At 39.4% G+C, this 11,841-nt stretch carries 12 protein-coding genes and 2 riboswitches; all 12 genes read left to right on the top strand.

Annotation, left to right across the window (positions count from 1 at the left end):
• The 12 genes from cobS to B5D20_RS01330 all read left to right on the top strand — a co-directional run bounded on the left by cobS (position 1) and on the right by B5D20_RS01330 (position 11,837).
• On the top strand, positions 1-744 hold the full coding sequence (gene cobS / locus B5D20_RS01275; RefSeq protein ID WP_078664415.1) for an adenosylcobinamide-GDP ribazoletransferase: 744 nt from the start codon (positions 1-3) through the stop codon (positions 742-744).
• A gap of 20 nt (positions 745-764) precedes the next feature.
• Positions 765-1,874, top strand: a complete 1,110-nt coding sequence (locus B5D20_RS01280; protein ID WP_159071871.1) for a pyridoxal phosphate-dependent aminotransferase — start codon at positions 765-767, stop codon at positions 1,872-1,874.
• Positions 1,843-2,457, top strand: a complete 615-nt coding sequence (gene cobC / locus B5D20_RS01285; protein WP_078664417.1) for an alpha-ribazole phosphatase — start codon at positions 1,843-1,845, stop codon at positions 2,455-2,457. Before B5D20_RS01280 ends, cobC begins: the two co-directional genes overlap by 32 nt.
• Positions 2,458-2,564: 107 nt before the next feature.
• Positions 2,565-4,016: an IMP dehydrogenase gene (guaB, locus tag B5D20_RS01290; RefSeq protein ID WP_078664418.1), complete on the top strand. Its 1,452-nt coding sequence runs from the start codon at positions 2,565-2,567 to the stop codon at positions 4,014-4,016.
• A gap of 111 nt (positions 4,017-4,127) precedes the next feature.
• Entirely contained in the window at positions 4,128-4,511 is a 384-nt protein-coding gene (locus B5D20_RS01295; protein WP_078664419.1) for a hypothetical protein, read from the top strand.
• Between the two features lie 23 nt (positions 4,512-4,534).
• Positions 4,535-5,395, top strand: coding sequence for an AAA family ATPase (locus tag B5D20_RS01300; RefSeq protein ID WP_078664420.1), 861 nt, complete (start codon positions 4,535-4,537; stop codon positions 5,393-5,395).
• Positions 5,392-6,699 (top strand): VWA domain-containing protein, encoded by a 1,308-nt coding sequence (locus B5D20_RS01305; protein ID WP_078664421.1) that lies wholly within the window; start codon positions 5,392-5,394, stop codon positions 6,697-6,699. Before B5D20_RS01300 ends, B5D20_RS01305 begins: the two co-directional genes overlap by 4 nt.
• Positions 6,700-6,731: 32 nt before the next feature.
• On the top strand, positions 6,732-6,959 hold the full coding sequence (locus tag B5D20_RS01310; protein WP_078664422.1) for a hypothetical protein: 228 nt from the start codon (positions 6,732-6,734) through the stop codon (positions 6,957-6,959).
• A gap of 62 nt (positions 6,960-7,021) precedes the next feature.
• A riboswitch (cobalamin riboswitch) is annotated at positions 7,022-7,206 on the top strand.
• 85 nt (positions 7,207-7,291) lie between these two features.
• Positions 7,292-8,344: a nicotinate-nucleotide--dimethylbenzimidazole phosphoribosyltransferase gene (gene cobT, locus B5D20_RS01315; RefSeq protein WP_078664423.1), complete on the top strand. Its 1,053-nt coding sequence runs from the start codon at positions 7,292-7,294 to the stop codon at positions 8,342-8,344.
• On the top strand, positions 8,341-9,459 hold the full coding sequence (gene thiC, locus B5D20_RS01320; RefSeq protein ID WP_078664424.1) for a phosphomethylpyrimidine synthase ThiC: 1,119 nt from the start codon (positions 8,341-8,343) through the stop codon (positions 9,457-9,459). Before cobT ends, thiC begins: the two co-directional genes overlap by 4 nt.
• Positions 9,456-10,760, top strand: a complete 1,305-nt coding sequence (gene bzaB, locus B5D20_RS01325) for a B12 lower ligand biosynthesis ThiC-like protein BzaB (RefSeq protein ID WP_078664425.1) — start codon at positions 9,456-9,458, stop codon at positions 10,758-10,760. The genes thiC and bzaB overlap by 4 nt, the downstream gene beginning before the upstream one ends.
• A 61-nt stretch (positions 10,761-10,821) precedes the next feature.
• Positions 10,822-10,982: riboswitch (cobalamin riboswitch) on the top strand.
• A gap of 102 nt (positions 10,983-11,084) precedes the next feature.
• Entirely contained in the window at positions 11,085-11,837 is a 753-nt protein-coding gene (locus tag B5D20_RS01330; RefSeq protein ID WP_078664426.1) for a precorrin-6A/cobalt-precorrin-6A reductase, read from the top strand.
• Positions 11,838-11,841: the final 4 nt, after the last annotated feature.

Here is an 11,841-nt window from a genome sequence, read left to right on the forward strand (position 1 = left end):
ATGAAGTCAGCTATCTTTGCCTTACATGCTTTAACAAGAATTTCGCTGTTTGAAGTTAAATGGGATGAAAAAGCATTCGGTAAAGCAACCGCATATTTTCCAGTAATCGGATTGTTACTGGGGGGAATTTATCTACTAATTGCCGTTTTTCTGGCACCATTTGCAAGTAGTGTTATTTTAGCTGCATTACTAATTTGGGCTCACACTATTTTAACAGGTGCCATGCATATTGATGGCTTGCTAGATACAATTGATGCAGTTTTCAGTAACAGATCTCCTGAACGGATGTTAGAAATTATGAAGGATAGCCATGTTGGCAGCAATGCAGTAATCGGTGCTTTTTGTCTGTATTTGTTAAAATACAGCTTTTTAATTGAAATTATTAAAAATAAGCAACTGGTATTGATCGTACTAGCGCCTGTTCTGGCGAGATTCAATCAAGTCGTAGTAATTTATTTTTTTCCTTATATTAGACCACAAGGGTTGGGAAGTTTGTTTAAAAACTATACTGGAAAAAAGGAATTCATGTTAGCCTCATTTTTTACAATATTGAGCCTTATCATTATGTCTTATTGGTTAGAGTTTGCTGATATTTTTCTTTTTTTAATTTCAATAATTACTGCTCTTTTATGGGGAAAGAAGTTTACAAAACTTTTTGGTGGGTTAACAGGTGATCTCTATGGAGCACTTAATGAAATCACAGAAATATTGATACTAGTAGCTGGCTATTTTCTTTTAAAATAATATTGGGTGGGGGTAGTAGGTTGAAAGAAAAATTTATACGTCACCATGGCGGTAACATTTGGCGATTCAGAAAAGTTATCGATTTTTCTGCCAATATAAACCCCGAAGGGTTATCTCCAAACGTAGTAGCAGCAATTAAAGACAATCTTAATTTATTAGTTCATTACCCTGATCCTGAATGCACAGAATTAACTCAAATTTTTTGTAAAAAAAACAACCTGGATCCGGGTTACTGTTTGTGGGGAAATGGCGCCGCTGAACTTTTTTATTTATTGTTCAAATATCTAAAACCAGGCACCATTCATCTTCCTATTCCTTCTTTTTGTGAGTATGAAGGTGCTGCTTTAGCAGCTGATGCGGAAATACGGTTCTGGTCATTTGCAAAAGAAAATAACTGGGATATAGACTGGCTTGAGATAATAGCTGAAGCAAACCCTGGAGACCTGTTAGTAATTACCAATCCTAACAACCCTACAGGATTTCTCTGGGAGAAGCAGAGACTTTTACCAGTGATTGATCGTGCTTATTCTAAAAATGTAAATGTCTTGATTGATGAGGCCTTTATTGACTTTGTCGATGAACCTGAAAAATCATCTTTTATACAAGATTTCTATCAATGGCCTAATCTATTTATAAGCTATTCACTTACAAAATTTTATGCCATACCAGGTCTAAGACTGGGAATTTTACTGGCTAATAAAGAGATGATATCCTCTTTGAAATTTCATAAGGACCCCTGGAATGTTAACTTATTGGCCCAGGTAGCAGGAGCAGCAGCTTTACAGGATTCTGCTTACGAGGCTATTAGTAGAAAACTAGCCAAAAAAAGGCGTGAAGCAATGATTGAATTAATAGAGGACTATCTGGTACCAGCGGGTGTAAATTTTTGGTTACCACAGGCCAACTATGTTCTCCTGGAGTTGCCAGTACCTGTCTCAGATGTAGAACAAAAAATTAGAGATGCCGGTTTTCTAATTCGCAACTGCCAGAACTTTCGTGGACTAAATGAATATTATTGTCGTGTTGCTATAAGAACAGAAGCGGAAAATCGGGCATTAATTTTAACTATGCAAGAAATAATTACTGAGGTGAAAAAAAGTGCCGAAAGTCTTACTGGTAAGACATGGTGAAACAATCTGGAACAATCAATTACGCTACCAGGGACATACTGACATCCCGTTGAGTGAAATTGGACGCCAGCAAGCAGAAAGATTAGCATTACGACTAAAAAACTGGCCGATAACTGCCTTTTATGCCAGTGATTTGTCCCGAGCGCAAGAAACAGCCCAGATTATTGCCAGGTATCATCAAAAACCTGTAGTGTTATGTAATGGATTTAGAGAAACGAAGTTTGGCGCTTGGGAAGGATTAACCTATAAGGAGATAGCAGCACAATTTCCTGACGTTTGGAATGCATGGCAACGGGACCCTGTTAATGTCGTTATACCGCAAGGTGAAAGTGTTTCACAAGTAGCAGACAGGGCATGGAAGGCTTTACAACAAATCCTGTGTCAGCACAGGGACGATGATATGATTCTAATTGCCTCCCATGGTGGTACCATTCGTTTAATCTTAGCCCGTGCTTTACAAATGAATCTTAATCTGTTCTGGAATATCCGACAGGACAACACCGCTCTTAATATTATCGATGCATATAATGACCGTTATATAATTAGCCTGGTAAATGACACCAGTCACCTGGAACAAATTTAATGCCCGAATTGGGCATTTTTTTCTTGGCGTACTATTATGATTGTGCTATAATAATGGGAAATATTTAGGTCGAATCGAATTATAAACTAAAGAAAGGAGAATTAGATATGGAAGACAAATTCCTTAAGGAAGGACTTACCTTTGATGATGTATTATTAATACCAGCTAAGTCCGAAGTATTACCCAGGGATGTAGATACCTCTACATACCTGACAAAAAATATCAAACTAAATATTCCTCTGATGAGTGCTGGCATGGACACAGTTACTGAAGCCCGCCTGGCCATCGCCATTGCCCGTGAAGGAGGCATTGGTGTAATTCATAAAAACATGTCAATTGAGCGTCAGGCCCTGGAGGTAGATCGGGTTAAACGTTCGGAACACGGAGTAATTACTGATCCAATCTATTTGTCACCTCAACATCCCATCAGAGATGCCCTGGAATTGATGGAGAGATATAGAATTTCAGGAGTTCCTATTACTGTGCAGGGCAAACTTGTCGGTATTTTGACTAACCGAGATTTACGGTTTGTAAAAGATTATAGTTTACCTATTGAGGACGTTATGACAAAAGAAAATCTTGTTACCGCTCCGATAGGTACAACCTTAGAAGAAGCGAAAGAAATATTACAAAAACACAAGGTAGAAAAACTCCCTATTGTTGATGAAAACTTTATGTTAAAGGGTTTAATAACTATAAAGGATATTGAAAAAGCCAGACAGTATCCCAATGCTGCAAAGGATCAAAGGGGACGGCTCTTAGTTGCAGCTGCGGTAGGTGTAGCCAAGGATACTGATGAGCGGGTAGAAGCTTTAGTAGCTGCAAAGGTAGATGCCATTGTAGTTGATACTGCTCATGGTCATTCTCGAGGTGTTATAGAAACAGTAAAACGGATAAGACAAAAATACCCCGAACTAAATATTATCGCAGGTAATGTGGCAACTGCCGAGGCTACAAGAGACCTAATTGAAGCTGGTGCTGATGCCATTAAGGTGGGTATTGGTCCCGGTTCCATTTGTACTACCAGGGTTGTAGCAGGCATTGGCGTTCCGCAAATTACCGCCATTTATGATTGTGCTAGAGAGGCAGCTAAATATAATATTCCCATTATCGCAGATGGTGGGATAAAGTACTCTGGAGATATCACAAAAGCCATTGCTGCTGGTGCTGATGTAGTCATGATAGGCAGTCTGTTTGCTGGTACGGAAGAAAGTCCTGGGGAAATGGAAATTTATCAGGGACGCAGTTTTAAGGTTTATCGTGGCATGGGCTCAATCGGAGCTATGAAAGATGGCTCCAAAGATAGATATTTTCAAGAGAATGAGCAAAAACTGGTTCCAGAAGGAATTGAAGGCCGTGTACCCTATAAAGGTCCCCTTGCTGAAACCGTTTATCAATTAATAGGCGGTTTGCGAGCTGGTATGGGCTACTGTGGAGTACGTAATATACAAGAACTGAAGACTAAAACAAAATTTATACGAATTACTAGTGCTGGTTTGAGAGAAAGTCATCCCCATGATGTGATTATTACAAAAGAGGCACCTAATTATAGTTTGTAAACAATAGAGGTCTGGAGTTTGTTCCAGACCTCTTAACATTACCAGCAGGATTTTGCTGGTTTTATCGAGAATTATATTATGTTGAGATTATAATTGTGGAGGCGAATGTTCTTGCAAGAATTGCTATTTTATTCCCAGTTAGCTGTAACAGCTCTGGCCATTATGTGGTATATATTTGCAGCCTTTCAGGGATTTAAGTTTTTAACTGGTCAAATGACTACTACAGAAATGGTACCTTCTCTTAAAAACCTTACCATGTTAGGACTTCTATTTTCAATTTTAAGCATATTATTTACTGGTTTCTATAACCTGACTACTGAAAAAGTTTTTTGGGAAAATATTATGCTGGTCTCGATTGTGGATATTTTATTTAATGCTGCAGTATTGCATATGCTTTACTGGAAATGGCGCCCTTACTGGCCTGCTGCCACAACCATCTTAACTATTTTTATTGATGCTTTTTTAAGAGTAATGTTTACCAAATTTTATTTATAGAGATAAAGGGAAGAGGGGAGAAAATGGTAAACAGTTTAGACCAACTCAAACAGTTATTTATTGAAAATAACTACTGTCCTGATGACCGTACAGTAATGGCAGTTTTTCTGGCTTTAAAGTTAAAAAAACCATTATTGGTTGAGGGCCCTGCAGGGGTAGGCAAAACTGAATTGGCCAAAGTTATCTCTAAAAGTTTAAACAGGCCTCTCATTCGCCTCCAGTGCTATGAAGGGCTAGATGAAAGCAAAGCATTATTTGAATGGAATTATCAAAAACAACTTTTATACATTCAGACATTGGTGAATCAGGGTTCTAACTGGCAGGATATTAAGAAGAATATTTTTAGTGAAGAATTTTATCTAGCCCGCCCAATTTTGCAGGCATTAACTGCTGAAAAGCCAGTAGTTCTGTTAATTGATGAGATTGATAAAAGCGACCAGGAATTCGAAAGTTTCCTGCTAGAAGCACTGGCTGAATATCAAGTTACCATTCCCGAAATCGGTACTATCAAAGCCAAACATATTCCTTTTGTTTTGTTAACCAGCAATAACACAAGAGCATTCAGTGAAGCATTAAAACGACGTTGCCTCCATCTTTATATTGATTATCCTGACAAGGAAAGAGAGTTAGAAATAATTCTGAAAAAATTGCCTGATCTGGATAAAATATTGGCTGAAAAAATTATCACTTTTACCAGTAATATCAGAAAACAAAAGATCAAGAAATCACCTAGTATAGCTGAAGTAATAGAGTGGGCCCAATCTGCCCTTGTAAGCGGCCAAAAAGACCTTAACATAGACTGGGTTCAGCAATCATTATGCGTATTACTAAAATATGAAGAAGATATCAAGACAATCATGCCAAAGGTGGCCTCACTCCTATGATAGTGAGGAAAATACTCCAAATAATTAATGAGTTGCGCGAATACGGTTATCCAGTTTGTACTGATGAAGTTTGTGATTTCTTACAGGCACTAACAATTATCCCATCTACAGAATGGAATTTGAAAGATTTACTTTACATTACGCTGGTTAAAGATGATATACAGGCCAAGATACTTGAAACTATACTATTTTATAAATCTTCAGAACTTCCAGTTGGAAATATTGTCGGTGATAGAGAATTTACAAGTAGTGAATATGGTCAACCCGAAGCTTTTAAAGAAAAGCTATTTCAGTATATTGTTCTCGGAGATATGAATAGTTTAAAGCGGATTATAAGTAAGTCATTGGACTATATTTCAGAAAAAAATCTTAATCTTAGCTACGAAGAATTTAATAAAAAGATAAAAGTTTTTTTGGAATGGAAAATTACTGAGAACAAGCTCTTAAAAACTGAAGATCCCCAATTAATAATTAATTTAGAAAGTGCACGAGAGATTTTTGAGAACGAGGTAAAAAAATTTTGGTATAACAAACTAAGTATAGAAAATAAAAAAGATTTTATAAAAGAAAACATGTTAGTGAACAAGGACCTGGGATCACTTGATACAAAAGAACAAATGGTAATTGAGCAACACATTCAAAAACTTACAAGATACCTGGCAATGAAAAAAAGCAGGCGCTGGATACGTGCCAAGTCAGGACTTTTTGACTTTAAAAAAACTTTTTCGACTTCAATAAGACACAATTTTCTCCCCTATCATTTATATTATAAAAAGCCCAAAATTACTAAGACAAATCTATACGTTCTTTGCGATATTTCTGGCTCAGTTAGTCCATACGCCTTGTTTTTACTACAGCTTGTTCAAGGGATTTATAATGTTTTTAAAAATGTTAAAGCCTTTGTGTTTGTGGATCAGGTAGCAGAAATTTCCCATTTGCTTGCACAGGAAAGAATGTCTAAAGAATTAATTACCGAACTTTTCAATAGTCAGGCGTCTATTAGCGGGTTTAGTAATTACGCTTTAGTCGGACAGCAAATTTGTAATCTTCTATCTGATCACCATTATTTCCATAGTATATTAATAGTAATTGGTGATTGTCGCACCAATTACCAGCCTGCTGGTATCCAATACTGGCGAGGTCTATGCAGTAAATTTAATAAAACAATATTTTTAAATCCTGAACCCATTGAGCGCTGGAATCAAGATGACTCACAGGTAAAAGATTTTATGCCATTATTTCATTATTTTTTCGAGTGTCGAAATATCAATCAGCTGGAAAAAATCATAAGTTTTTTGCTATAATATAAGTAACTAAACAACAAGGTGGGATTATTGTGAATCTAAAAGTATGTCTTAATGTAGATAGCTTAAAAAAAGATGAAGTTAGAAAACTAATAAAGGATGTAGAGATTTTTTGCACTTGCGGTTTGCGTTTGCATGCCCTGGACTTTGAACATTCTGAAGTTTGCCCTGAATGTGGCCGCGAGTATCATTTACAGGATGGGATTGGACATTTTCATATTATTATAAATAAACCAACAGAAGAAAAAGGATATTATTAAATATTTTTGTTCATGAAAGCAGGAAAACCTGAAAAGGTGTAGAATAAATGTAATTAATATAGCTGAATATTATGACAACAGGTGCCTCTTTTGAGAGGAGAATAGGGAATCAGGTGCAAATCCTGAGCGGTCCCGCCACTGTAATCGGGGAGCAACTACCAATATGCCACTGGCTACTATTGCTGGGAAGGCGGTAGCATTGTTATGATCCGAGAGCCAGGAGACCTGCCTGTTGTTATAGCAGATAACTGTGGATGATGGTAAAGTCCGCGGCATGTTTCATGCTGCGGATTTTTAATTTTATCTTATAAAATTTGAGGGAGGTAGTTAAAATGGATTTGTTAAAGCGCACCATCAGTTCAATAGTCCCCCTTAATACTGAAGCGATGCAGCAAGCCCAGGTAAGACTGGATATTCTGACCAAGCCACTGGGGAGTTTAGGAAGATTAGAAAGTATAGCTAAACAGCTAGCTGGCATTACAGGAAATCCGCGTCCCCAAATATCTAAAAAATGTGTGGTTGTTATGGCGGGTGACCATGGTGTAGCTAGCGAGGGAGTAAGTGCTTTCCCTTCTGAAGTTACATACCAGATGGTAGCCAATTTTATCCGGGGTGGAGCAGGAATCAATGTTTTAGCGCGCCATTCTAATGCAGATGTGTTTGTAGTGGATATGGGAGTGGCAGTAGATATAGACCTGCCAGGTGTAATAAACAGAAAAATAGATTACGGTACCCGTAATATGGTCATCGAACCGGCGATGACTTATGAACAAGCAGTAAAGGCGTTAGAAGCCGGGGTTGAAATAGCAAAAGATCTAATAAAAAATCAGGGTTATACTCTGCTGGCAACTGGAGAAATGGGCATTGCTAATACTACTCCAAGTTCAGCGCTGTTAGCTGTATTTGGGGGTCTAAAGGTTGAAGATGTTTGTGGCCGTGGTACAGGAATCGATGAGGCCGGCCTAAAAAATAAACAAAATGCTATAAGGAAAGCAATCGAAGTAAACCAGCCCAATGTAAATGATCCTATTGATGTTTTAGCTAAAGTAGGTGGTTACGAAATTGCTGGATTGGCCGGTTTGATCCTGGGTGCTGCTGCCAATAAAACACCCATTATTATAGATGGGTTTATCTCCTCCGCAGCAGCACTAATAGCACAACGGATTGCTCCGCTGAGTGTTGAATATATGATTCCTTCCCATGCCTCAGAGGAACCTGGTCATAAAATGATCCTTGAATTATTGGGATTGAAACCCATGCTCTTGCTAAATATGCGCCTGGGTGAAGGTACAGGTGCTGCTTTAGCAATGCATATTGTTGAAGGCGCTTGTAAAATCATTAATGAAATGGCTACCTTCGCAGATGCTGGAGTGACTGGCCCATGACGTCCGTTCTGGAAAATGCTTCACAGGGCCAAATCACGTCAACCATGGAGTTTGTTGCCAGCCAAGAAAACATTACAAAAGAAGAACTAGCCCGGGGAATAGCCCGGGGAGAAATTGTTATCCTGAATAATCGTAATCATAAAAATATCAAACCAGTTGGTGTAGGCTATCCTTTATCAGCCAAAGTAAACGCTAGTATAGGCACCTTAAAACATTTTATCAATCATACAGAAGAAATTGAGAAACTTAAAAGCGCAGAAGCAGCTGGTGCCGATACCATTATGGATTTGTCCAGTGGAGGAACCTCTCAGCAAAGCGATGAGTTTCGCCGAAATCTAATCCGGGAAACATCTTTACCTGTCGGAACTCTCCCTCTTTACCAGGCATTAATCGAAGCGAGAGAAAAATATGGATCCTGTCTGAAAATGTCGGCGAGTCAGTTATTTGAAACTATAGAAAAGCAGGCTGAAGACGGTATCTCTTTCATGGGTTTTCATTGTTCTTTAAATCAATTCACCCTGGATCTTTACTTGAAACAAAACCGTCAAGAGCCGATTGTAAGTTATGGCGGTACTTTTCTAACTGCCTGGATGTTAGAGCATAAAAAGGAAAATCCATTATACGAACACTATGATAAGCTATTGAAGATCCTGAAAAAACACGACATAGTTTTAAGCCTGGCTGATGCTTTTCGTCCCGGCAGTGTCCATGATTCGTTAGATACAGTTCAAACAGCAGAACTAGCTGTAATAGGTTATCTAGTAAAAAGAGCAAGAGATTTTGGAGTGCAAGTCCAGGTTAAAGGCCCTGGTCACACTCCTATTCAGGATATCCATCCTACAATTAACTTAATGAAGAAATTGACCTCCAATAGTCCATACTTCGTTTTTGGCCCCATTGTAACTGATATTGCACCTGGTTATGATCATCTAACCAGTGCCATTGGGGGAGCATTGGCTGTCGCTGCCGGTGCCGACTTTATCTGTTATGTTACACCAGCAGAACATGTTGCTTTTCCCACTGTAGAACACGTTTACGCAGGGGTGGAAGCGGCAAAAAAAGCAGCTAGATTTGGCGATCATTATAGACTTCAGAAAGGGAGGAAGGGGAAGTGACTCAACTGGAAATGGCCCGTCAGGGGATCATTAGCAAAGAAATGGAGTATGTTGCGGCAAAGGAAAAAGTATCACCTGAATTTATTCGCCAGGGAGTAGCAGAAGGGACGATTGTTATATTGAAAAACAAAAACCGCAAAGATAGTAATCCGGTTGCCATCGGCAAAGGGTTAAGAACAAAGGTGAATGCCAGTGTCGGAACCAGCCCTGATAGCACCAGTCTGGAACTGGAACTGGAAAAACTTCAGGTTGCAGAAAAGGCCGGTGCAGACACGATTATGGATTTGAGCACTGGCGGGGATATCAATGGAATTCGGAAAGAAATCCTGGCTAAAACCAAATTACCTGTTGGCTCTGTGCCCATTTATCAAACAGCAATAGAAGCAATCGCCAAATACGGTAGTATTGTCGAAATGAAAGCTGAAGATATCTTTGCTACTATTGAGGCTCATGCTGCTGATGGGATAGATTTTATGGCTATCCATTGTGCCCTGAATTTTGATGTGGTCAACCGGCTGAAAAAACAGGGAAGGACAATGGATATAGTTAGTCGCGGTGGTGCCTTTTTAACTGGTTGGATGCTGCACAACCAGGCGGAAAATCCTCTCTATACCCAGTTTGATCGGCTTTTAGAAATAGCTAAAAAATACGATGTTGTCCTCAGTATTGGTGACGCCATTAGGCCTGGATGTATAGATGATTCTTTGGATCGTGCCCAGGTTCAGGGCCTAATCATTGCTGGAGAACTGGTTGACCGGGCCCGGGAGTATGGGGTTCAAGTTATGATTGAAGGACCCGGGCATGTGCCAGTACATCATATCCACTCTACGATTCAGTTACAGAAAGAATTGAGCAATCAGGCCCCATACTTTGTCCTGGGAACCCTGGTTACAGATATTGCGCCTGGTTATGATCATATTACTTCAGCTATAGGAGGCGCACTGGCTTCGGCGGCAGGAGCTGACTTTATATGCTATGTTACACCTGCTGAACATTTGCGCTTGCCCACTGCCGCTGATGTCCGGGAAGGAGTAATCGCTGCCAGAATTGCCGCCCATGCAGGGGATCTGGCTAAAGGCGTCAAAGGGGCGGCTGAATGGGATTTAGCCATGGCCAGGGCTCGTAAATCATTAAACTGGGAAGAACAGATGGTTGTAGCAATCGACCGGGAGAGAGCGGAAAAAATACGTTCGGAACGAGCACCTTTAAATTCAAGCGATGATGTTTGTACTATGTGCGGAGATTATTGTGCCATGAAAGTGGTAAGCCAATATCTTGGCGTTCCGGCCGGAGAGTGTTAATTTTTCAGAAAATTATTGTTGCCTTATAGACAATTGAAAAGGACTAATGTTATAATAAAGCCAACAAAAAAGTGTAGCAAGTTTAGGGAAGTCAGTGAAAATCTGACGCGGTCCCGCCACTGTGAAAGGGAGTCTGGTACAAATTAGCCACTGGCAATTACCGGGAAGGCGTACCAGATGATGATCTTGAGCCAGGAGACCTGCTTGCTACTTGCCTTCACCTACGGAGGATAGGGAAAGGCAGGTTGTTGGTAAGAAGGCTAACCCTGCCTATAGCGGGCAGGGTTTTTGTTTTTATCTTTCATAAACGGAGCCGTGAGAGATATGATCGTAATCTTTGCCGGGCCCAAAGCAGGGGAAAAACTTATTCGTCCACTTAAGGAACACGGTTACTGCCTTTGTACAATAACGGCTACTGACCTGGGAGTAAAACAGGCATTAGCTAATGGAAGCGATTATGCTTTTACTGCAATGGAAATGTTTGAGCATTTACCCTGGTTAAAGACAAACTATCAAATTAAGTTAGTTATCGATCACTCCGGACCTATGCTCTCTCAATCACCTTTTTTTCTGCTGGAATGGTTTCAGCGAAATGGTTATGAGATCATTAAATATCGTGATGCTCTGCCATTGTTGCCAGATAATAAACTGCTTCATCGAGTTAATTCCTGGGAACAACTGGCGGCAAGCTTGAATAATTTTGGTCGTAACATCTTTTTGACAACCGGTAGCAATAACCTGGAATTTTTATTAAAACACCCATCGCTAAAAGAAAAACAATTTATTGTTCGCGTAATCCCCGACAGTAAAGTGGTTGACAAGTGCCTCAAAAACGGTATTAGTCCCAAAAACCTGATCGCCATGATGGGACCTTTTTCTGCCAAACTTAACAAGGCTTTATTTCAAGCCTATAAAGCCGATGTAATTGTCGCTAAGGAAAATAATGCTGAGATAAAGAATAAGGCCAAAGCTGCTTTTGAGTTAGGCTTACCATTAATAGTTTTATCTAAGCAAGAGGAAAACGCTTTTAATAAAATAGATGATGTAATTGCTTATCTAAATAATAAGGGGATTTAGGGAC

This window comes from Carboxydocella sporoproducens DSM 16521, assembly GCF_900167165.1.
GTDB lineage: Bacteria > Bacillota.